The following is a 22,812-nucleotide window of genomic DNA, read 5'->3' on the forward strand; positions in this document are numbered from 1 at the left end:
TTGAAGACTTTGAGCAGGATGGCCCTAAGATTCTTATCATTTTAGACAATGCAAGTATTCATAAAAAGGCAGAGATTCTAGAGAAGATAGCGAAGGAGATGCCCAACATTGTTTTAGAATTTCTGCCACCCTACAGTCCGGACTATAATTTAATCGAGTTAGTTTGGCACTCTGCAAAGGAATTCATTGCCAATCGTCTATTTGAGTCGATTGAGGATCTAGAAGCGCTTGTTCATAACCTGTTGAACGAAGGGCAGCTTGTCATCAACTGGGATCGCAAGATCAAAAACAAAGGAAACACAATCAATGCAATTTAAATGCATATCAGCTTATCTATTTGTTAATGTGACGACTCGAAGGAGTAATTCTGAAATGACCTGTATTCTTTCTCCAGGCCCAGATGTTCCTCCTTTCGTTATTCGTGAGTCAGTGGTTGCCTATCAATTTGCCCGCGAAATGGATGCTGTGCAGTTGGCCAAATTAGTAACCCCAGGCAGTACCATATCGAAAAGCTCATGTTCTCCTGCTGTGTTAGCAAAGTCCAACGTGGAGGCTTGATCTCAAGGAGGCTAAAGAACAGATACAAAGATGCGCTCAAAGCCTTTTTAGATGATCCGTAAATTGGATTAGTCAATGGTTCAGCACTTGTCAAATTACAACTCATCTGATTTTCCTAGGCATGGCAATTTACAATAAACCAGTTCGATTATTGATGAAGGATATGGCAGATGTCTTTGATCTAAAAAATGATCAGAGCTTTACTAGACAGCAGGCGGTTGACTGGTTCGCACAGCATTATCCAAAAATCAAGAAGGGTACTATTACTGCTCACTTAATTCGATTGTCGGTCAACGCTCCAAGCAGGCTTCATTATTCTCCAAAAGCTGGTGAAGATGACCTGTTCTTTCAAATTAATGGTAATCACTTTCGCCTGTATGATATCAATCAAGACCCATCTCCCATTCATGCCTCGACAAATTCTATAGAAAATCAGTCGTTAGAGGTGATGGAAGAGGAGGAGAATCAAGGCACCTCGACCGAATTTGCCTATGAATCTGATCTACGTGATTATCTAGCGAAAAACTTGCAAATTATAGAGCCAGGGTTAAGGCTCTATGAGGAAGAAGGAATAACAGGTGTTGAGTTTCCTGTCGGAGGCCGTTTCATTGATATTCTCGCGGTAGATCGCAATGGTGATTTTGTCGTTATTGAGTTGAAAGTATCTCGTGCTTATGATCGCGTTATAGGTCAATTACTGCGATATGTAGGCTGGATACAGAAAAATCAAGCAGAAATAGATCAAAAGGTTAGAGGTGCTATTGTGGCCAGAAAAATTACTGAAGACTTAATACTTGCTTGCTCGTTGATACCTAGTATTGAGTTATTTGAGTACGAGTTATCTCTTGCCCTTAATCAAGTTTATCCAGTCTGTGAGTCAACCTAAATTGTTCTTGCAAGACTGGTGCATTGCTTTGCGTTGGCCCTAGCCTCGCCTCAGCGTTATGCACTCTACAAATGGATTGATTCGCCGATTCTAAAACCTACTTCCATCCACCTAATATGACTACCACTCTCCCCACTCCTACTTACCAAGACCCCCTGACGGCACCGATGCTGGAGATTGCGGGGCTGAACTTTTACTATGGTGAAAGCCACATTTTGCGGGATGTGAGCATGACCGTGCCGAAGGGGCAGATGGTCTGTTTAATTGGCCGCAATGGGGTAGGAAAAACCACCCTGCTGAAGAACATCATGGGCGTGCTGCGACCCCGCACCGGGGACATTCGGTTTGAGGGCCAGGGGGTGAACAGCCAGCCGCCGGATCGTCGGGCGCGGCTGGGGATTGGCTACGTGCCCCAGGGACGAGAGGTGATTCCTCGGTTGACGGTGCGAGAGAACTTGCTGATTGGTCAAGAAGCCCTTGGCAGTCGCGGCAAACCCGTCAAAGAAGTTCCCGCCGAAATTTACGAACTGTTCCCGGTGCTAGAAACCATGCTGGATCGAATGGGGGGCGACCTCAGCGGCGGGCAGCAGCAGCAGTTGGCCATCGCCCGCGCCATCATGGGTCGGCCCAAACTGCTGGTGTTGGACGAACCCACGGAGGGGATTCAGCCGTCGATTATTCTGGACATTGAGGCGGCGGTGAAGAAAATCGTCAAAACCACCGGGATTTCGGTGCTGTTGGTCGAACAACACCTGCATTTTGTCCGTCAGGCCGATTATTACTACGCCATGCAGCGGGGTAGCATCGTGGCCAATGGCCCCACCCAAGAATTGACCAACGACGTGATTCAGGAATTTCTGGCGGTGTAAGGAGAAACCATGAGTAAGGGGAAACCCTGATGTTAGTGCTGGGGACAAGGCGGGTATGCTAACCCTAGTTCCTGTTCGGTCGTTTTTCCAGCACGTATTATCGCCATGAGAGCGGTTGCCAAAAAATTGCTTGCTCGACTGCCGCTCCAGACGGCGATCATTTTGCCCTTTGCCATCCAGGTGGCGATGGCGGTGGGGGTTGTGGCCTATTTCTCCTATCGCAATGGTCAGGCCGCTGTATACACCATGGCACGGCAGTTACAGGGTGAACTGGCTACCCGCATTTTGCAGGAAATTAAGGAGACCGTCGCCAAGCCCCACATCATTAACCAACTGAATGCCAATGCGCTGCTCCAGGGCGATATTGACCTAGCCACGGGCCAGGGAGAGCATATCTTTTGGCAGCAGATGAATATCTTTCCCTCCACCAACTTTGTCTACTGCGCCACGGAGGCAGAGGGCATCTTTCTGGGGGTGGGCCGTTCCCTGGGCGGGGCGGGGCGGATGCTGCAAATCCAGGAGGCTAGCCTGCACACCGGGCGCTACATGCACTTTTACGATATTACCCCCGCCGGACGACGTAGCCGCCTGAGCGTGGTGGGCGACAAAACCTACGATCCTCGATTACGGCCCTGGTATATCCAAACCAAGGCCCAGGGCAAACCCAACTGGAGTAAGATTTACCCCGATTTTGAAACCCGCCTGCCCACCATTACCGCCAATGCCCCGGTGTTTGATCCGGCGACGGGAAAGATCTTGGGAGTCTGTGCCACGGATATTATTCTGTCCGAAGAACTCAATGGGTTTTTGCAGAGTTTGACTGTGAGCCAGTCGGGCCTTGCGTTCCTCGTCGATGCGGAAGGAACGTTGCTAGCGGCCTCCACGCCGGAGCCCATTTTGGTGGAAGAAGGCGAGGATCCAATCCTGTTGAAGGCCAAAGACAGCACCAACCCCCTAATCCGGCAGGTGGCCCAGGAGATCCAGCGCTATGCGCCCCCAGTCCAAACCTCCCCAGTGGGATCAACCTTGCCGAATCGCTTGGTGTTGACCCTAGATCGTAAGCGTTACCTGGTACAGATCAGTCCCTTTACGGATCGCCTAGGGCTGGACTGGACGCTGGCGGTGGTAATTCCAGAGGCCGACTTTATGGCCGACATCAACGACCAAAACCAGCTAACCCTAATGCTTTATCTACTGGCCCTAGCCCTCACGGGGCTGAGCGGGTTGATCTTGGCCCGCTGGGTGGTACAGCCCATTAACGAACTCAGCCAAGGTGCCCAAGACATTACCCAAGGAAACTGGGATCGCATTTTGGAAATGGATCGATCCGATGCCATTGGCGACCTATCCCGATCCTTTGCGACTATGGCTCGCCAGCTTCGGGATAGCCTGACCCAGTTGGAGCAACGGGTGGAGGAGCGCAACCTGGAACTGACCCAGCTCAACCAAGAATTGCAGCGATTGGCCCACAGTGACGGCCTCACCCAAACGGCCAATCGTCGGTATTTCGACGCCTACCTAGATCAGGAATGGCAGCGCCTAGGCCGAGAGCAGCATCCCCTCAGCCTGATTCTATGCGATGCCGATTATTTCAAACCCTACAACGACACCTACGGACACCAAGCTGGGGATGAATGCCTGAAGCAGTTGGCCATTATCTTTCAACAGGCGGCTCAGCGTCCGGCGGACTTAGTCGCTCGCTATGGTGGGGAGGAGTTTGCCATCATCTTGCCCTATACCGATACCCAGGGCGCGATTGCGGTGGCCAAACATATTCGCCGTCTATTGGAGGATCTTGCCCTCCCCCACCGGGCCTCTGTCCAGCAGCGGGTGACGATTAGCATGGGCCTTGCCACGGCCATTCCCCAGTCGCAACGGTTCCCCAGTGCCATGATTGCCGCCGCCGACCAAGCCCTCTATCGGGCCAAAACCAGCGGACGAGACACTTACCATGTGGCGGAAGATTGGGTGATTTTTCTGCCCAACAAGCCGCTACACCCCGAACCTGAACCCCAGGACTAGCGGTTGGTTTGGGCGACATAATTGAGGGCCGAGGAGTTTAGGGCCGAGGGGTTTAGGGTTCCATGGGTTCGGCCCCTTGCCAAACCCGCACCAGGGGTTGCTTGCCGCCAATGGTGACGAGGTGGCCGTTGGGAAGGACGGTAAACCGCCAAATATCCGTGACAAACCCATTCACCTGCCGCACGGGAGCCCGTTGCTGCAAATCCCACACCAAAATCACCTTGTTGGCATCGGCACTCCACAGGTAGGGGCCATCCACCCGCAGAGTATTGACGTAGCTTTGGTGGCCTTCTAAGACAGCCTGGGACGTTTGGGTGGTTAGGTTCCACAGTCGCACAGTTTTATCAGCGGAGGCGGTGATGAGGGTTTGGTTGTCGTCGCTGATGGCGATACGGTTCACAAAGCTGGTGTGGCCCTCCAGGGTAATGGGGTCGGGCACCAGGGCCGAATTGGCCGGATCAAGCATCGAGAGATCCCACAGTTGCAAGGTAGCCCCACCGCTCACCAGCCAACGGTTGTCGCGGCTAAACAGCAGGTCGTTGATGGTGCCCTCGGCTTTGAAGGTGTAGCTAGGGCCAGCCTCAGCCATGGTCGCTAGGTTCAGCCCCCCATTGGCGGTAATCAGGGGCCACAGGTGAATGGTGCCGTCGCCGTCGCCACTGGCCAACCAGCGGTTATTGGTGCTGACCTCCACCGCCGTGGCGGGAATGCTGTGGGCGTTGTCAATTTGCCCTAGGGGTTCGCCAGCGGGCAAGGCCCAAAAGCGGAGGGCACGGTCATCCCCGGTGCTAATCAGGACGGCTTGATCGGTGGTGGTGGTCAGGGATTTGACGACATTCTTGGACTGGGTGAGGGTCTGCATGAGGGTGCCCGCCTCCAAATCCCACAGGCGAACGGTGGCATCGGAACTAGCGGTAACGAGGGTTTTGCCATCCCGCAACAGCAGTAGATCGGAAATGTCTTGGGTATGTCCCGCCAGGGTTAGGGTGGGCGTTACCGTCACCTGCTGGAGGCCGACCCTCTGGGTAACAGGGGATGGCTGGCCCGTCGATCCACCTCGGCTGAGGGCATACCAGGTGAGCGGAAGTGCCAGGGCCAGCCCCGTCAGCCCCGCCAGCAACCAGGGCCGACCATCCAGCCAGGGAGGCAAAAAGCTTTGGACGGGCTCCATGTGAGTCGCCGACTCCGGTGGGTTGAGGGTCGTTTGGGGCCAAGGGGGAGCAGGTTGAGGCAGGTTGGGTGGACGGGTGATCTGGGCGGATCGAATTTGCCCTAGGCGATCTAGGATGGCAGCGGTAGTGGGCGGTCGGTGGGCGGCGGCGGGGGCAATCAGTTCGTCCACAAAATCCGCCAGGGCCGGAGAGATCTGGGGGGCGTGCTCCCGCCATTGAAAGGCATTACTGCGGGGATCGTAGACGGTGGGATCGTTGGGCAACTTCGCGGTGAGTAGGTAAATGAGGGTGCGGCCCATGGCATAGAAATCCGACTGGGGCACCGCTTGGCCCTGCTCCTGCTCCGGGGGGGTATAGCCCGCCGAACTCACGGTGGTAATGTTGCTGTTGTCGAGGTCGCCCATGTAGGTTTGGGTCATCTCGCGAGCCGCGCCAAAATCCACCAACACCAACTGCCCCGACGACCGCAGCATAATGTTTTCCGGCTTGATATCACGATGGAAATAATGGTGTCGATGCACCAAATGCAGCACATCCGTAAGCTGGGTAAGCCACAGCATCGCCTGCTTTTCGCTAATGGGATGATTCCCCTGCTGCACCATCCACTGCTTCAGATTAGGGCCGTCGATTTTTTCCATCACCAAGCAGTGGCAGGGTTGGGCACTGTTCTTAGGAAAATACTGAAAATAGCCATCGGCATCCACATGGGGCACCCCCGGATGGCTAAGCTGGCTCAACACCTGGGCCTCCCGCTGAAACAGTTCCAGCACCTTGTCGTGGTGGTTATAGCTTTCCTTCAGCACCTTGAGAATCTTGGGCACGTTGCGCTCGTAGGCTTCGTAGACCCGGCCAAAGCCGCTCTGGCTGCTAATCAACCGCATCACCCGATAGCGTCCCTGCAATATCAGATCAGAACCACAGGACTGGCACTCCTGACTAACGCTGTTATTGGGATGGTTGGGCTGGTGACAATGTGGGTTTATACAAAGACTCATAACCGACAGCAGAATGCATCCCCAAGTGTGATCCAGTGTTCCACGGAACGAGACGGATGTACCTATCCACAGGGTTTTCTTCGGATTTTCACCCAAAATCCATCGGTCTCAGCGACGATCCCAGATTGGAGGGGCTGTGGCTAACGGGGGGATCCGTGGCGGCAGCGAAGGCGAGTGGGTTTAGGGGGTATTGGATAGCAAGTACGGCCTTGGGCGGGCTAACTAGCGCCCTGGGCATCACCCTATTCTTTGCCGTATCGTCCTAGCCAGGGGCTGGGATAAGGGTGTTCCATGAAAATAACCATCCACTGACCATGGCTCTTCGCCCTCTCCCCTGCCCCTCTCCCTGGGGGATGAGGACTTAGCATGGATGCTTAATGAATTGGCGTACTCTAAGCGCAAAAGTCCGGCTCAGGCGTTGCCCTACCGACGCTAGGCGCTGGTGGGGCAGAGGCGGGACAGGAAGGTGTGGATGGCCTCTGCGGTGTGTTGGGGCTGTTCCAGGTGAGGCACATGGCCGCAGGCGTCGATCCACACCAGATGGCTGTGGGGGAGAGCTTGCTGGAAACGCCCTGCATCGCGAGTCCCCAAAATCCGATCCTGTTTGCCCCAAATCACGAGGGTCGGTTGGGTGATCTGGGCAATTTTGTCGTCGAGGAAGTTGTAGCCGCCGCTCTTGGTGAAGGCGATTAGGGCTTCCTTCCAGCGGGGGCAGTCCAAATGCAGGGCGGCGCAGAGTTCGGCATCGGGGGTGACGAAGGCTTTATCGAAATAGGCGGATTTGCTGATGCTGCGGCGCACCCAGGCACTCCGCAAAAATCCCGTCGCCAGACTATCCAGGGGCGGTACCATCAGATTTCCCATGGCGGGGCCAGCGGCAAATCCGGCACTGTCGATCAGCACCAAAGAGGCCACGGCATCGGGGTAGGTGAGGGCAAAATCGATGGCGGCGGCTCCCCCCATAGAAGCTCCCACCAGCACCATCGGACGCCGGATCATTTGTTGCCAGAAGGCGTAGAGGTGTTGCTTAATGGCCGCTGGGGAGAGTTGGGGACACTGGATGCGGTCGCTAAAGCCAAATCCCAGCAAATCCACCGCCCAGGTTTGGTGAGACTGGGCCAGCAACGGCCACAGCCGCCGAAATTCCAGTTGGGAACTATCGAACCCGTGAATCAGCAAAACGGGTTCGTCCCCAGATCCAGCTAGGGCGTAGGCGGTGGGAATGGGGTTTTCCGTTAGGGAGGTTTGGACTTCGACGGACTGGATGGCGGTGGCCATGGCCACGGAGGTGGCTTCCGTGAGGCCAGCGGCGGCGGCGGGGAGAGCGGGGTTACTCATGGTCATGGGTCTAAGGGAAGCGGGGAGTCGGGAGTCGGGAGTCGGGAGTCGGGCTATTCGTAGAGGGCGAAGAGGTGGTCGAGTTCTTGCTGCATGGTGGCGCGAACGTGCTCGTAGCAGGTGTTGACGTAGTCCTCGTCTTGGGCGGCGGCGAGGCCATAGCGAGGGAAGGTGATGGGTGGGCAAACGCGGGTGTGTAGAAACTTGGGCCAGGGCAGGTTGGGTAGGGGGCCAAGGGCAATGCCCCAGGGCCAGCCGAGGTATAGGGGGATGGTGCCTGGGTCGAGGTTGAGGGGCCAGTTCCAGCCCTGCTGTCGTCGCCAGGTATCAGCGAGGTCGTAGAAGTCGTCTAGCACCCAGAGGGTATCGTGGGCACCGTAGGAAATCGCGGGCACGATGGGGACTTTTTCATGCAGGGCCAGTTTGATGAAGCCCTTTTGGCCGAAAAAGCAAATTTGGTCGCGCAGGTGATGGGGGCGAAACACATCTCGCGCACCGCCGGGATAGACCAGTAGCGGGAAATCCTGGCGCAGGGCACGAACGGCGGCGGGGGAATTGGCCCGCAAGCAGCCTACCCAGGATCCCATCCGCCCTAGGGCCGGAAAAACGCGCCAAATTCGGGGGTCCATCATGGCGTAGGCCGGACGCTGACTGCCAAAGCGGCGCAGCCAGTCGTAGGTCATCATCAGGGTATCGGGCGCGGCCAGTCCGCCATTGTGGGAACCCACGATCAGCATTGGCCCCTGGGTAGGGATATGTTCCCAGCCGTCGGTTTTGACCCGGAAGTAGTGGTGGTAGGCCCAGTCGAGAAAGGGCAGCATCCGGTCAATTTTGTCTGGGTCGCGATCCGCCAGGGATCGGCCATCGAGGGAACCCGCTGGCTGCTGTGTCGCCTCTGTAGCCAGTTGCGCCATGGCTGCCAACGCTGACCCTAGATCGTGGGGACGGGTTTGGGGCGTTAGGGAAACCACGCTAGGAGGCTTTGGCGGCGAGGGGTTGGCGGTTGAGATCCAGCAGGGGCCGGAAGCCATGCTTCACGGAGGCTTGGCCGATCATGTCCATTTTTTCGAGGGTGATTTGGTTGCGACCCCAGGAAAAGTTGGTGTACCACTTCTCAAATTCCAGCAGCATGGCTTCGGCAAAGCAGGCAAAAAGCTGGCGGGCGGGCACGTCCATGTTGACGATGCTCATGATTTTCCAGTCGATGTCGAGGGAATGCTCGACGATGCCGCCCTTGAGAACATGGACGCCCTCGAAGCTGAACTGCTGATCGAGGTTTTTGGGATAGCCGCCGTCGATCATCAGGCAGGGGCGCTTCAGGGTGGTGGGGTCAACGGTGACGCCCTTAGGCATACTGGCCACCCACACCACAATGTCGGCCTTGGGTAGGGCGGTCTCCAGATCCATGGGGGTGCCGCGTCCCAGTTCTGACTGGAGGTTTTGCAGCCGCTCTTGGTTGCGGGCCACCAGCAGCAAGTCTTTGATATCGGTACGGGCATTTAGCCAGCGACATACCGCACTGCCAATGTCTCCGGTAGCGCCACAGACGGCTACGGTAGCATCAGACAGGTTAATGCCCAGCATGGCCGAGGCCGCCTTTACCTGCTGACAAATGATGTAGGCGGTGTGGGTGTTGCCCGTGGTGAAGCGCTCAAACTCTAGGGTGACGTTGCGTACCTGCTGAATTTGGCTGAGGTTGAAGTTTTCAAAAATAATCGAGGAAAAGCCGCCCAGGGCCGTAATGTCGATGCCGTGCTTTTGGGCATGGGCCATGGCGTTGATGATTTTGCGGGTGGCCGCTTTGATGCGTCGAGAGGCTAGCATCTCCGGCAAAAAGCAGGACTCCACGTACTTGCCTTCGATTTGCTGCCCCGTGGCACTGGTCACTTTGATGGTGTCTACAATTTGCGGCGGCGCACTGCACCAAAAATCAATTCCCTGGTCTGCGTATTCTGGGTAGCCCAGATCACGAGCGACGGCTTGAGCATGATCGAGGCTAGTGAGATGTCCGATTAGGCCAAACATTGCAAATTACGTTACTGCGTAGGGTGCGCCAGGGGAGGTGGTGCAGGTGAACAATTTACCTAGAATAAACCGCTACCGACCCAATGGAAACTAGCCGAGGGGAAACCCCTGCCGACGACTCGGCGGCGACCCTCCCCAGGGGGCTACCGTGTACACAGAACTCAGATGGATCCGTAGCCCCCTGGAGATCCCCCTAAATCCCCCTTGTGAAGGGGGACTTTGATTCCGGTTCCCCCCTTCACAAGGGGGACTAGGGGGGAGCAATCCTCTCCACAAGGGAAGATAGAAGCCTGGGGATAATCGATGGTCTAGGCGGCAGCGAGCCCTTGGGCAGAGAGCTTCATCACTTCACGGCTGGAGAAACCGATGTTGGCGAGGGCTTCCCCGTAGGTGATCATGAAGTCTTCGATCAGGGCATCTTTTTCCATGCCCAGCACCCGCGCATCGTCGGCCACCTGGTTCAGCATGGCCCACACTAGAGGTAGGTTTTCTCGGTTGGCTTGCTCCAATTCGGCCTTGGAGGCGTCAAAGTTGGCCTTCAGCCATTCTTCGCCAAAGTTGAGGTGCATGTATTCGTCCTTCACCACGCCCTCAGTAATTTTGCGGGCAAAGTCGTCGGCCACGGGGATATAGATGTTGTAGGCCGAAATGGCGAAGGTTTCGATGATCAGGGACTGAATCAGTAGGCAGGTGACGATCTTGCCCTCGGCCCAGGCGTCTTGGAAGTTGCGGTGCAGTTGGGCAAAGAATTCCCGCGCAAAGTCCATATCGGGGGTGACGGACAGATTCTTGCCGCAGGCTTGGAAGCCTTTCATATGGCGGTTTTCCATTTTGGCCAAACGTAGCAGTTCCGCGCCATGGTCGGGCAGATGTTCCGCCAGCTTGCAGTAGTTGTCGTAGGCCTCCTGCTCACCCTCAATCACAATCGCATTGATGCGGCTGTAGGCGTCTTTGTAGCTCTCAGACTGATAGTCAAAGGTGGTTTCAGTCTCTAACGATTGCATAGCCATGGTGTCCTGCTGGTTTGCTAAGGAATAAACTTTTTGATTTTAATCGCAATAATACTATGGGAAAGTTAACCAGGTGGCGATTCTGGGATGGTCGCGGGAAATCACCGGGATAGAATTCTGCCCCTAGGAGCCGTTAGCCTTAGTCCAGTCTGCCCTTTGGGGGATAGACGGGAGATCTTCCATCCACTATAGATTTTTCTAATCTTAATGGCTGTTTCTGGTCAATTTATCCTCGCGGCCATCTAGGAGATAGATTTTCCCCAAGGCTGTCCCTAGGACGCCTCTATGGGGGATAGTCGAAGTTAGGCGGGCGAGCCGCAGCTAGGGAATACTAAGCAAACTAGGCTATGGATTCCCTGGGCCCTCTAAACGGGCAAGGGGGGAAACAGGAGGGAAAGGGGGGCAGGCATCATGTCTCCCCGGAAGTCTAGGAGTTGCACCAGCAACAGGTATCCCACCGCCAGCAGCAGGGAAATGGCTCCGGTGACGATAGCAACAATTTTTGAGCGATCCATGGCAGTTTTCTATGGCAACTTTCTTAAGATGTTGTTCGGCCTAGGGCCAACCCTAGGGGCTGTCTGTGTATTCTAAGACAGATGTTGATGTCCTTGTGGTGGGGTTGCGGTTCTATGAGCAGCATGAGCAACGTTGTGTCCTCCCCGGCTTCTGGTGCGGCGGAGCGCCCCGTGGTGATTGAAACCCAGGATTTAGGCAAAACCTACCGCACGGGGTTTTGGTTGAATCAGCGGATCACCTCGCTCCAACATTGTTCCCTCACCATCTACCAGGGGGAGACCTTTGGTTTACTTGGCCCTAACGGTGCCGGAAAAACGACGCTGCTGAAAACCCTGCTGGGCATTATTCGACCTACGGCGGGGCAGGCGCAATTGCTGGGCCGTCCCCTGGGGGATCACACCGTGAAGCAGCGGCTGGGCTATCTGCCGGAAAATCCCTACTTCTACGACTTTTTGACCGGGTGGGAATTTTTGCAATACACCGCTGGATTGTTTGGCCTCTCTGCCGCTGCCCGCCAGCGCCGCATTGTCGAGCTTTTGGATTTGGTGGGGCTATCCCAAACAGCCGCGAAAAAGAAACAACTGCGGCAATATTCCAAGGGAATGCTGCAACGCATTGGCATTGCCCAAGCCCTCGTCAACGACCCCGATTTGGTCTTTTTAGATGAGCCCATGTCGGGTCTTGATCCCACTGGGCGGTTTCAGGTGCGGGAAATTATTTTGGCCCTAAAACGAGAGGGGAAAACTATCTTTTTTAACAGCCATATTCTGTCCGATGTGGAGGTAATTTGTGATCGGGTCGCTATTTTAGATCAGGGGAATTTAGTCTGTGTGGGCCACCTCAGCGACCTGCTGGGCACCGCCGATGAATACCAGGTAAAGGGGCGGGGCGGTCAATTCAGCCAGATCGATCCCTGGCTAGATAACCTGACCTTGCAGGGAGATCTTTGGCATGGTCACCTGACGGGCAGTCCCTATGCCTTCGTACAACAACTCTCGCAAATGGGGAGTGAACTGATTTCCCTACAACAGTCTCGCCCCAGCCTGGAGGAATTTTTCATGGCCCAAATTAGCCAGCGACGAGCACAGGCTTCCTCGGAGAAAGGATCTCGTTCCTAGCTCTCCCTTGACAGCAGGATATTGTTTTCCAGAATTCTTCTGACATAGCCATGATTTTCCGATCTCGGTCTGAATCTTCTCGACGACGCCCCTCTACCTCCGCGACGGGCTTTAGCTATCGGCCCCTGCTCCATGTGTTGGCTCCGGGGCAAACCGCCAACGACTTCCAAGATCCCATTGAGCATAATTTCCGGGCTGGGGACGTCGTGATTTCGCGGGCAGAGCTGGATCTACGTCGATCTGTCCAGAATTTGATGATCCACACGGGGTTGGCGGTCAATTCCCTGGAGGTGTTGACCGCTCTGCAACTGCCCGGTAGCACCGCTGCCCTGTTTTGGGCCATTGTGCTGCTCTTAGGGGATGACCTGCCCGCCGAAATGAGCGAAACCCACCTGATTCGCAAGCGTGATCACGATTCGCGACTGCTCTACCAAGCCCTCGCCCGGATTGACCTAGATGACTGGTACCACACCCTGGTCGATAAAGCTCCGGTGACTGCCCTGCCCACGGGGCTTCAGTTTCCGCCGGGGCATCCGGTTAGCCAGCGCTACTATCGCCAGCATTCCCTGCCCGCCAAGCCCCAGGTCTACCTGCCCGTAGCCAACTATTTTTCCGCCCTGTTCAACGAACGGAAGCAGGAATTGCTGCGCCTTTTGGTCAACCTGGGGGCCACCCGTGTCGAGATTCAGCCCCTCGGCACCGCTACGGCCCCAGAGGTGTTGGTTTATCCAGGCCGCCCCTGGTCACCCAATCTGAACCTCAACCTGGCCGACTACGCCTGGTTACCCTACGAAGAATTCTGGCAAACCCTGATGTCTCAACGGGTGGCGGGCCACGTCACCACCGCTCGCCTCACCCTAACGGTAGATATTAACGGGATGCTAAACACCCAACTGGATGCCCTGAAGAACCTCGCCACCCAACTGGATTCCGTAGCATCCCTCGATCAATCCGCCCTTGATCAGCAGTACCTCCAGCCCCACCAGGTCACGGTCACCTTTGCCTGACCCGCACCCTCCCTGGGCTTGGGGAGGGGCTTAGAATCCCCAGGTGCGCTTTGGCCCCAAATCGAGGTGGATGATGTTGGGAATGTTGCTGTAGATGCCGATGCCACCGGGCCAGGTCAACATGACGGCATTGGCCACTTGGCGACCGCTCATGCCCTGCACCTGTAAATCGGCGGCATTGCCCACTAGGTGCTGGCTGCGCGTTGCCCCGCCCACGGCTGCGTTCACCGCTGGGGGCCGATACCAAGAGGTGACCCGAAAGGGCCGTCCTAGTCGATTGCGTACAGGCTGTAGGGCTTTGGCTAGGGCGATGATGTTGTCCACAATAGCCTTGGTGGGGGGAATGCGGGTAGCATCGCGGGTGGCCTCACCCCAGGTGAAACTGCCCCCCGGAATAATCGGCTGGTCGGTGTAGAAGGTGGAGGTATAGCCCGGTAGCCGGAAAGGCCGTCCGGTGTATTGGGGCGGCGGCGGCGGCGGCGGTGGGGGCGGCGGCGGTGCCACAGGTCGTGGATAGACCACTCGGCCCGCTTGCTCGACCTGGGCATGACCTTCAAAGACGTACCAGGTGTTAAATCCGGCTAAATCGTCCTTGACGTACTTAAAGGTAAAGCGAATGTGGGCGTTAAAGCTGCCCTGGGCATCGGCGAAGGCATAGCTGGCTAAGACAAAGGTGCTGCCCAGGGTCACAGGAACCATTTCATCGGCGGGGAGTTGGCTGGATTGCAGGGGCCGACGCTTGAAGGGGGTGTCTCGGTTAACCCGCAGGATAAAGGCGTTGGGATCTTCGCGGGGATAGACCACGTCCCCATCGAAGGTGACAAAGGCGTGGGGGGTAAAGGCAAACCAGGTGCTGCGCCCCTGGATGAAGTCCTGGGTATCGCGGATGGCGAACTTGATGTGATTGTTGAAGTTGCCTTGGGAGTCGCTAAAGGCGTAGGAATGCAGGTTAAAGGTTTGCCCCCGCTGAGCTGAAGCCCGTTCGCTAGGGTCGATTAGGGTGGAATCCAGGGGTCGCCGCTTGAGGATGGTGTCGCGGTTCACCCACAGGATGGGCATACTTTCCTGATCCTCCAGGGGGTAGAGAATGACCCCGTCGGCCTCCACCTGGGCATCTCCACTGAAGACAAACCAGGTATTGAGGCCATTGATGGTGCGGTCTTTGAGGGCAAATTTAATGTGACCGTTAAAGGGGCCGTTGATGTCGGCGTAGGCGTAGGAGTGGAGAGGGTAGGTGCTGCCCGCCGCAATGGCCGATTGCTCATTCGGTTGCAGGGTATCGGCTGGCTCTGGCCGCAGCTTAAACACCGTGGCCCGATTCACCCGCAAAACCTGGTTAGTCATAGCGATGCCCTGGAGGAATCCAAAGTATGGGAAGGGTCGCAGCCAATTGAGGCTGATCGACGCTGCCCAGTGTAGCCCAGTTTATTGTAGGCGGCAGCGGTTTTCTTGTCTTCCCTAGCCTGTGGTTGCCCGTGAGAAGACCCCTGGGTAGTACATTTTAATGGCACGAATGCCCCACCGATTGGAGTACCGGATGTTCCCAACGCCCCCCAGAAACCCGGTCTCCCTAGCAACACGCTAGTCTCGCCATTAGCCGCAAGACCTAAAAGCCGGGTTTCTGGATATACCGAGGCGCTAGTCCTCTGGCCCAAAGTATTGAGGCACAAAGCTACCGTGTAACCCGTAGGGCACATGGTTAGACAGCTTCAGTCGGGCGATGGGGCCAGCGCTGATCGCCTGGGCATCGAGGATCACCAGGTCGGAGCAGCCCCGTTCGGCGTCGTACATCAGCATTAGCACCCAGCCCTCATCCTCAGCGGTGGCACCGGGACGGGGCACAAACAGGGGTTCTCCGGCAAAGCCACGGGGGGCCGCACTCCAGACTTCGGTTTTTCCGGTCTGGGCGTCCCACTTCAGCAGCGCTTGCAGGGGGGCGTTGCCTTGGTCGGCCTCGGTGGTGCCGATGAACAGATAGCGGTAGTCCAAGCCCATGCGGTCGGGGTGCAGGGTGGGGAACTCCACGCAGCGGGAAATCAGGGTTTCGGCCTGGGCTGATTTCGTCGCCAAATCCACCGTAAACCGCCACAGTTGGCCAGCGGGCACTTTGTCAAAGTCCACGGTTTTATAGTCGGCGCTGTCCTCTAGGCTGGGGAAGCCGTCGTAGCAGACCGAATCAATCACCAGTTTGCCCTCTCGCTCGAAGGCGTTGGCGTGGTGGAAGACAAAGCAGGGGTCGGCGTCGATCACCTGCACGGGGTCGGTGCCGTTGCGGGGAATGACCAGGATTTTGGTGGGCTGTTTGGGGTCAAAGCGAATGCACTCCGCCGCCCCCTTAAAGCCCAGCAGGAAGGGTAGTGGCCCAAAGCTCACCGGGTTCTGGAAGAAGATGGCGTAGTTGGGGGTGAGGGCGAAATCGTGCAGGAAGGCAAAGCCGGGGACGACGTGGCTGTGCTGGGCGAGGGCGTTGCCTGCGGTATCTAGCTCATACAAGGTGATGGTGCTGGAGAGGCCCGCCTTGGCCGCAAATCCGACGAGACGCGGCTGTCCGTGATGACCTGGATCGACCCTGGGGTGGGCGGTGAAGGCTCCCTCTGGAGCGATTAGGCCATTAAACGTATCCAGCCCAAAGGTGTCTAGGGTAACGGGATCTAGGCGATGGGGCGGTGCCGCTTCCCACAGGGCCAGCAGGCGGTCGGCCCAGTAAATAATGTTGGTATTGGCGATATTTTTGAGCTTCAGGTCAAAGGCATTGGCCAGGGGGCCACCGGGCTTTTGGGTACCAAACACGCCGCGATAAAGGGGCTTTTTGGCCTGCTGTTCCGCCAGATAACCCGCCGTCCGCACAAAGCGATTGCGGAAATAGGCCCGCCCGTCCTTGATGGCAATGCTGCTGATCATGCCGTCCCCATCGAAGGGATGCTTCACCGGATACCCCGCCACATCCAGCAGCCCCGGCCCATTGCGAAAGAGGGTACCCTCTAGCTCCGTGGGAATCGCCCCCTCAATGTCGCTAATCCAATAGCTGTACTCGTTGGGCTGAGAGCGATAACCGCTACACCAGTCTTCGCGGCTGTAGGGCTTGGGGTTTGTGGTGGGTTTGGGTTGGGTTGCGGTCATGGTAAGAAACCTCATGGATCGGGAAACCAGGGAAGCCCTCACCCTAAATTCCTCTCCCAAATTGGGAGAGAGACTTTGAAGGATTTTTCCGGCTCCCCTCTCCTCGTGGGAGAGGGGCTGGGGGTGAGGGCCAAGACTTAGCGTTGGAAGTCAGCGGCTAAACAGAAGCCGTTTCTTGGTCGGGGTTATGGGGCGGCGGATCGGCGGATTGCCACAGAATTTGGGCGTCCTCGCTGCCTTCCCCTTGGGAGGATGTCGCAGGCAGTAGGGCCAACAGGGGCAGGGGCAGCAGCGTCGTCAGGTTGGTGATCAGCACCAGTTGCCAGAGGTGATCAAAGTTGGTTTCTGTCACCTCCAGCCAGTGGGTGAGCAAGGCCCCCAACTCGTGGGAGAGCAGCCCCGCCAGGTTCACAATCGACATCAGCAGGGCGAACAGGGTGGCCTCCACACCGGGCGGACAAAGCCGCGCCGACAGCACCAGCACGGGCATGAAGGCAATCTCTCCCATCACCGTCAGCACCAGGCTGTCGCCCAGGCTAAACCACTGGTCGTCGATGCCGAGGCTGCGGTTGGCGTGGGTGACCAGCAGCAGCATCGACATCCCCAGCAGGCTAGAGAGCACCGTTGACCAAGCAAAAATGGTGCGAAAGGGCACCGTCCGCAGAAACCGCTGAAATACCCAAATGCCCAGCAGCGCCGCCACACTCGTCACCAGCCGCACCCGACCCAGAAACTCTGGCTGAAAGCCCAGGTCGTTGGTGGTGAAAAAGAAGAAGGCGGCATCGGCGGTGGGGGTGGCCTGCCACAGAAACAGAAATAGCGCAGGCATCCAGATCGCCCGCTGGCGAATGGCCTGCCAAAGTTGCCCCATCTGCCCCTGAATTACCGACCACGTAGGGGATTCCTCCACGGGATCTTCCTGGATAATCCAGGCGACGCAGGACACAATCAGCGGAAAGGTCGCCGTGATGGCAAACACCGCGCGGGTGCTGACTTGCTCTAGCAACACGCCGCCCAGGTAGGCCGTCATTAGGCCACCCACCGCCGAAGCGCCCCAGGCCAAGGATTGCAGGGTGCCTGCTTCGCCTTGGGATTCGCCCCGCGCCCGTTCCACCACCAGGGAATCGACAATCACGTCGCCGATGGCCACCGAAAGGGAACTGAGGGTAATCGCCAAAATCGCCGCCCAGCCCGACTGCACCACCGTCGCCAGAGCCAGCCACGCCGCCGCCCCCAACAGGCCCGACAGCACCAAGTAGGGCCGTCGCCGATAGCCCCCAATGGGCAAGCCATCAGAAATAAAGCCAAACAGGGGCTTAATCGTCCAGGGCAGGGCGGCGATCCCCGTTAATGCGGCCACCTCCGCCGGAGTCAGGCCCAGATCGTCCTTGAGGAAAAAGCTTACCGCCAGCCGCGCTAACCCCAAAATGCCCTGCACAAAATAGACCACCAAAATGGCCACTAGCTCGGAGGTGAGGGGTTGACCCTGGAGAATGCGGTTCTCTAGGAACCCTTTGATGCCCCCAGAGGACGATGACGATACAGCCATAGACAAGCACGATCCTTGACAGTCTTAGTACAAGCCAACATTAAGAAATGTCAACTTTGTCCTTCATCATAGCCTGTCCCTCCAAAGTCCGCAGAGCCTAGAGATTAGGGGTCAATGGGTTCGCTGCCCATGCCCCTATGAGTCGGTCGGCAAAATCTTGAGTTAGGCTGCGTTAGCCCCACCACAACGCAGCAAAGCCTTGACCAGTATGGGTCACACTCCGCCAACCCATCCGATGGTCATAGTGTTCGGCGTTCTCGTCAAAGACCGCCATGCCTGGTTTTAGCATAGTTACGCTCTAGTTAAGTGGAAGGGACGGCGGATGGCTTTACCGTAACCGCCATTAAAAGGTGAGAACTTTATCGGCTTCAACCGTCCATTGGGTAAGTTGGCTCATCGTGCTGTGTTCAATGCCATCCATCAACGGCAAGTCTCGAATGCCCCGTGCATCGGCACAGGTGCCACAGGTTTTCACCTGGCCGCCTTTGTGTAAGACAGCTTTGAGCATTCGCTCGATGTTGTAATAGCCCTGGGGTGTAGATTGATTGGGCAGGGCACAGGTCACGGCATCGGCCATCAGAAAGATCAGCACTTCAACTGACGGGTGTTCTTTTTGCAGAGCCATGGCCATGCGAAAGGCGTTGTAGGCTTTTTCGGTGCCGTAGGGGGCATCGTTAAGGATGAACAGAGTTTTCATGGTGAGAAACCTCAAACCGAATGAGTGAGCCAACTAATGTAAAGAGCGAATCTGGTGCTTGCCGCCACGTCAACCAGCCTTGGGACGGGATGAGAGCGTTGTGTCATCGGTCTGCCTGCTAAACGGCAGCAGTAGCACCCAGGGCAGTTGAGCGACCCGCAGCGTGTTTTGATACTCCGTCAAACCAATGGTCATGCCCTGGTTGCCCTTGGCGGGGCGGGCTCGATAGGTACCAAACAGGTAGTCCCACCAGGGCAGGTTAAACCCATAGTTGCTATTGGTTTCCTGGGTTATCACCGAGTGATGAATGCGATGCATGTCGGGGGTGACAACAACCCAGCGCAGCAGGCGATCCACCGAACGGGGCAAACTGACGTTGCCATGGTTGAACATGGCGGTGGCATTCAGCAGCACCTCAAAAATAAGCACCGCCACCGGGGGCGCACCCAGCAGGGCAATCGCCGCAATTTTGATGCCCATGGACAGGAAAATTTCGATGGGATGGAACCGTAGCCCAGTGGTGACATCGAAATCGCGGTCGGCGTGGTGAACCTTGTGCAACCGCCAGAGGGTGGGCAGGGCATGGAACATCACATGCTGCCAGTAAATCACCAGATCCAGCGCCATGACAGAGAGCAGGATCGCCAGCCACCCCGGTAGCGCTACCACGTTGAATAATCCCCACCCCTGTTCAGCCGCAATGGCCGCAAACCCCACCGCCGCCAGGGGAAACCCCGCCCGCAATAGCACCGTATTCAGCACCACCAACCCCAAATTACTGCCCCACCGCAGCGGCTTCGACACCGATAGGCGACGGCTGGGGGACAGGCGTTCCCAGAGGGCCATGATCCCTAAGATGCCAAAAAAGAAAACCGAGCGAATCAGGGGTTCTTGAACCAAAAGGGTGTCTTCAAGCATGGTGGGTCTCTCCTCGATGCGGTGCAGCGGTTTGGATTGGGAATTGGTTGCGTTGCCAGTCGGTCATGCCACCTTTGACCACGCTGACCTGGGTAAAGCCGGAGCGCATTAACTGTTGGGCCGCCTGACTGGATCGTCGATCCGTGCGACACACTAGAGCCAGGGGGTGGTCTTTACCCATCGGTAGTTGCGTCGGATCCTCTGGCCGCAAAGCTTCCAGGGGAATATTCAGCGCCCCTGGAATGTGTCCTGGCTCTCCCCAAAAGTCGGCTTGACTGCGAACGTCGATGACCCAGATGGGATCTTCCGCTTGCAAACGGCGCTGCAATTCAACGGTGCTGATCATCGTTAGCGGGCGTAGGTGCTTGACCAAGCGAGGCATAAAAGCCACCAGAGCCAGCAGCGATAGGGCCAATAATCCTTTTTGGATGGCGTCTTCGCCGCCTGCAATGGCTTCTCGTCCGGCATAGCCCAGGTAGGTATAGGCGATGGCACCGGGTAGCATAAACAGGTAGGAAGCCAGCACAAAGTGAGTCAGCGGAATGCGGGTCAGCCCTAGGCCGTAGTTCAACAGGTTAAAGGGCAGCAGCGGCACCAGGCGCACCAGGGCCACAAAGCGCCATCCTTCCGCCTCTACCCCCTGTTTGAGTTGCTTTAACTGGCCCCCCACCCGATGCTCTACCCAATCCAGGGCCAGGTAGCGGGCCATCAAAAAGGCGAGCGTGGCTCCCAACACCGCTCCCGTGAGGTTGTAGAGGGTGCCCCAAACAGGGCCAAACAGAGCCCCTCCGGTCAGAGTCAGTACCGATCCGGGCAACAGTAACACCGTGGCGATGGCATAGACCACCATGAACACCAGAGGGCCGAAGATGCCAGCTTGGGCCACCCAGCTTTCCAGATTGACCGCAGCAAAGGACTGGCGATAGGCCAACGCCAACGGGAGTCCGCCAGCCAACAGGGCCATCAGCCCCAGGCGAGCCACTTTGGGGGACAGGTTCAGCCCCGTTGGCCTTAAAAACCGACGATAGCGAGTCATGCTCAGCACCTCAGACCGTTAAACATGGACAGGTAAACCTTCGGCTTTCCATTCGGGATAGCCTTCCTGTAGTCGCAGGGCGGTAAAGCCCTGCTGTTGCAGCAGCGCCGCCGCGTCATGGGACAGGGCACAATAGGGGCCACGGCAATAGGCCACCACCTCACCATCGGCGGGCAATTCCTGCAATCGCTGGGTCAGTTCCGCCAGGGGAATGTTGATCGCCCCCGGCAGATGACCAGCGGCATATTCCTCCGCAGGCCGGACATCCAGCAGGGTGACGCGGCCCGTCTGGAGGCGATCTACCAAATCGGGAATGGTAATGGCCTCCAGGCCATCGCCGCCCTGGAAATATTGCGTCATCAGTTGCTGCACCTCGGTCAAATTCCGCTCAGCTACCCGCCGCAGCAGGCGAGTTAACTGCACCACCTCGTCATCGGCCAGGTGGTAGTACACATAGCGCCCCTCCTTGCGGGCCGTGACCAACCCACTACGGCGCAGGTGCTGCAAGTGCTGGGACACCGTGGCAATGGGCAAATCCATCAGTTGGGTGAGGCTCTCGACGCTGCGATCCCCCTGGGCAATCAACTCCAACAGTTCTAAGCGATACTCATGCCCCAGCGCCTTGGCCAGGGTGGCCAACTGCTCCAACAGTTGCCGTTTGCGATGGGCGATAGTCATTGTTTTAACCCGTCATAAATATTCAATTACTATACGGAATAATTGAATAATATTGTCGCCCACCTGCGACGAATCCCAAATGGGGATGGACGAACCAAGACATCCATTACCGCCATCCATTAAAATAACTTCGTTTAGATTCGTTAACCATCGCCGAGTTCAGGGAGGTCGCGTGGCCAACTTAGCGCCTATCCAGGTTGATCAACTGCAACGCATCGGGGATTATCTTCGGCAAGTGCGGCAAGAGCAAGGACTGTCCTTAGACATCCTGGCCAATCAAATTTTCATCCGCCCTGCCCTGCTGCAAGCCCTGGAGACCGGGCGCGAGGATCAGCTACCGGAACCTGTCTTCATTCAAGGCTTCATCCGCCGCTATGCCGAAGCTCTAGGGCTGGATGGCAAGGCCATTTCCCAAGAGTTTGTGGTGACGCCGCCGCCCATGATGGCTGACTCCATCTCGGCGACTCCGGCCATGGGGAATGGCGCTGTCGCTCCGGCCTCGGCCCCCAAACCTGATCCTCAGGCTGCTCCCCAGCCCACTCCGGCCCCCGCTGTTGCCCAGGCCCAAATTCCGGCTCCTGAACCTATCCCCGCCCCTGAGCCTATCCCTGCTCCTGAGCCCGTCCCATCGGCAGCGGCTCGTGCAGCGGTTACGGCTCAGCCTGCCAAGGCTCCGGCTTCTACGGTGCAGAAGACGCCGATTTCGCCAGTTTCGACATCCCTACCGCCCCTCACCCCCGTGCCAGAGCGGCGCAGCGGTGGATTTCCCCTCTGGCTGCTGATGGTGGCGGCGATTGTGCTGATTGGCGGCGGCATTGGCATGGTGCTGGGCCGAGGGCAAAATCCTCAAACGGCTGATGCCCCTGAACCGCCCTCTGAAGAAGTTACCTCCGCCGAAACCGCTCCCCCGGTGGTTCCTGAGCCCGAACCGGAACCGGAACCCGTGGCCCTAGAGGCTCCCATTGTGGTGGCGGTGCGCCTGTCCGAGCGATCCTGGCTGAGTGTGGTGGCCGATGGGCGCACCGTCTACGAGGGCACCTCCGACAGTGGCTATGAAGAAACCTGGACAGCCGAGAATACCTTAGTGTTCACGACGGGTAATGCAGGCGGCGTTTCCCTGTCCTTTAACGGTGAAGATCCGGTAGTGCTGGGCAACTCCGGGGCCGTACGTACTCTTAACCTCACCCCAGACTCCGATGCCGCTGATTTAGAAACGCCCTAGATTCAGCCAGATTGGACTGGGGATTCCCATGCTGCAACGGTGACTAGCCAAAACACCTGGGGGAAAGCTGGCTCAC

Annotated in this window: 21 protein-coding genes; 8 read left to right on the forward strand and 13 right to left on the reverse strand. The window is 57.1% G+C overall.

The features are described from left to right. From H6G62_RS16080 to H6G62_RS16095, 4 genes are all read left to right on the forward strand, one after another. The coding region (locus H6G62_RS16080; protein ID WP_190492465.1) for a transposase at positions 1-317 on the forward strand (317 nt) is incomplete at its 5' end. A gap of 362 nt (positions 318-679) precedes the next feature. Next, entirely contained in the window at positions 680-1,444 is a 765-nt protein-coding gene (locus tag H6G62_RS16085) for an endonuclease NucS domain-containing protein (protein ID WP_190496940.1), read from the forward strand. Positions 1,445-1,611: 167 nt separating this feature from the next. Further along, positions 1,612-2,313, forward strand: coding sequence for an urea ABC transporter ATP-binding subunit UrtE (urtE, locus tag H6G62_RS16090; RefSeq protein ID WP_190496988.1), 702 nt, complete (start codon positions 1,612-1,614; stop codon positions 2,311-2,313). A gap of 105 nt (positions 2,314-2,418) precedes the next feature. Further along, positions 2,419-4,335: a diguanylate cyclase gene (locus H6G62_RS16095; RefSeq protein ID WP_190496941.1), complete on the forward strand. Its 1,917-nt coding sequence runs from the start codon at positions 2,419-2,421 to the stop codon at positions 4,333-4,335. 52 nt (positions 4,336-4,387) lie between these two features. On the opposite strand, the gene H6G62_RS16100 is transcribed toward H6G62_RS16095, so the two are convergent. After that, positions 4,388-6,388: a serine/threonine-protein kinase gene (locus H6G62_RS16100; RefSeq protein WP_242052108.1), complete on the reverse strand. Its 2,001-nt coding sequence runs from the start codon at positions 6,386-6,388 to the stop codon at positions 4,388-4,390. Between the two features lie 170 nt (positions 6,389-6,558). Here H6G62_RS16100 and H6G62_RS16105 point away from each other — a divergent pair, with 170 nt between their 5' ends. Beyond that, on the forward strand, positions 6,559-6,768 hold the full coding sequence (locus tag H6G62_RS16105; protein WP_190496943.1) for a hypothetical protein: 210 nt from the start codon (positions 6,559-6,561) through the stop codon (positions 6,766-6,768). 166 nt (positions 6,769-6,934) lie between these two features. Here the strand turns inward: H6G62_RS16105 and H6G62_RS16110 are convergent, their stop codons facing one another. The 5 genes from H6G62_RS16110 to H6G62_RS16130 form a co-directional block, all read right to left on the reverse strand. After that, a complete protein-coding gene (locus tag H6G62_RS16110; protein WP_199325040.1) occupies positions 6,935-7,840 on the reverse strand; it encodes an alpha/beta hydrolase in 906 nt (301 codons plus the stop codon). A gap of 53 nt (positions 7,841-7,893) precedes the next feature. After that, on the reverse strand, positions 7,894-8,811 hold the full coding sequence (locus H6G62_RS16115; RefSeq protein ID WP_347239365.1) for a lysophospholipid acyltransferase family protein: 918 nt from the start codon (positions 8,809-8,811) through the stop codon (positions 7,894-7,896). Position 8,812: 1 nt separating this feature from the next. Beyond that, complete coding sequence (locus H6G62_RS16120) at positions 8,813-9,865, reverse strand: long-chain acyl-[acyl-carrier-protein] reductase (protein WP_190496945.1); 1,053 nt, start codon at positions 9,863-9,865, stop codon at positions 8,813-8,815. A 308-nt stretch (positions 9,866-10,173) separates the two neighbouring features. Beyond that, positions 10,174-10,869, reverse strand: a complete 696-nt coding sequence (locus H6G62_RS16125) for an aldehyde oxygenase (deformylating) (RefSeq protein ID WP_242052115.1) — start codon at positions 10,867-10,869, stop codon at positions 10,174-10,176. Positions 10,870-11,240: 371 nt separating this feature from the next. Next, complete coding sequence (locus tag H6G62_RS16130; protein ID WP_190496947.1) at positions 11,241-11,390, reverse strand: hypothetical protein; 150 nt, start codon at positions 11,388-11,390, stop codon at positions 11,241-11,243. Between the two features lie 123 nt (positions 11,391-11,513). Here H6G62_RS16130 and H6G62_RS16135 point away from each other — a divergent pair, with 123 nt between their 5' ends. Then, positions 11,514-12,509, forward strand: a complete 996-nt coding sequence (locus H6G62_RS16135) for an ABC transporter ATP-binding protein (RefSeq protein WP_190496948.1) — start codon at positions 11,514-11,516, stop codon at positions 12,507-12,509. Positions 12,510-12,559: 50 nt separating this feature from the next. Beyond that, positions 12,560-13,516, forward strand: coding sequence for a hypothetical protein (locus tag H6G62_RS16140; RefSeq protein ID WP_190496949.1), 957 nt, complete (start codon positions 12,560-12,562; stop codon positions 13,514-13,516). Between the two features lie 30 nt (positions 13,517-13,546). Here H6G62_RS16140 and H6G62_RS16145 read toward each other — a convergent pair whose 3' ends face one another. The 7 genes from H6G62_RS16145 to H6G62_RS16175 all read right to left on the reverse strand — a co-directional run bounded on the left by H6G62_RS16145 (position 13,547) and on the right by H6G62_RS16175 (position 21,514). Beyond that, positions 13,547-14,860, reverse strand: coding sequence for a D-Ala-D-Ala carboxypeptidase family metallohydrolase (locus tag H6G62_RS16145; protein ID WP_199325042.1), 1,314 nt, complete (start codon positions 14,858-14,860; stop codon positions 13,547-13,549). Positions 14,861-15,154: 294 nt separating this feature from the next. Further along, positions 15,155-16,636 (reverse strand): carotenoid oxygenase family protein, encoded by a 1,482-nt coding sequence (locus H6G62_RS16150; protein WP_190496950.1) that lies wholly within the window; start codon positions 16,634-16,636, stop codon positions 15,155-15,157. A 157-nt stretch (positions 16,637-16,793) separates the two neighbouring features. Continuing rightward, complete coding sequence (locus H6G62_RS16155) at positions 16,794-18,185, reverse strand: folate/biopterin family MFS transporter (RefSeq protein ID WP_190496951.1); 1,392 nt, start codon at positions 18,183-18,185, stop codon at positions 16,794-16,796. Positions 18,186-18,528: 343 nt separating this feature from the next. Next, positions 18,529-18,882, reverse strand: a complete 354-nt coding sequence (locus tag H6G62_RS16160) for a DsrE family protein (protein ID WP_190496952.1) — start codon at positions 18,880-18,882, stop codon at positions 18,529-18,531. Between the two features lie 69 nt (positions 18,883-18,951). After that, positions 18,952-19,800: a sterol desaturase family protein gene (locus tag H6G62_RS16165; protein ID WP_190496954.1), complete on the reverse strand. Its 849-nt coding sequence runs from the start codon at positions 19,798-19,800 to the stop codon at positions 18,952-18,954. Further along, positions 19,793-20,836: a VTT domain-containing protein gene (locus tag H6G62_RS16170; protein WP_190496956.1), complete on the reverse strand. Its 1,044-nt coding sequence runs from the start codon at positions 20,834-20,836 to the stop codon at positions 19,793-19,795. The genes H6G62_RS16165 and H6G62_RS16170 overlap by 8 nt, the downstream gene beginning before the upstream one ends. Before the next feature lie 18 nt (positions 20,837-20,854). Then, positions 20,855-21,514, reverse strand: coding sequence for a metalloregulator ArsR/SmtB family transcription factor (locus tag H6G62_RS16175; protein ID WP_190496958.1), 660 nt, complete (start codon positions 21,512-21,514; stop codon positions 20,855-20,857). Positions 21,515-21,686: 172 nt separating this feature from the next. On the opposite strand from H6G62_RS16175, the gene H6G62_RS16180 reads away from it, so the two are divergent. After that, the gene (locus H6G62_RS16180; RefSeq protein WP_190496960.1) at positions 21,687-22,736 is read left to right on the forward strand and encodes a helix-turn-helix domain-containing protein; all 1,050 of its coding nucleotides are present in this window, start codon (positions 21,687-21,689) and stop codon (positions 22,734-22,736) included. Positions 22,737-22,812 lie beyond the last annotated feature (76 nt).

Origin of the sequence: Phormidium sp. FACHB-1136 (assembly GCF_014697375.1) — a bacterium.
GTDB lineage: Bacteria > Cyanobacteriota > Cyanobacteriia > Phormidesmidales > Phormidesmidaceae > Nodosilinea.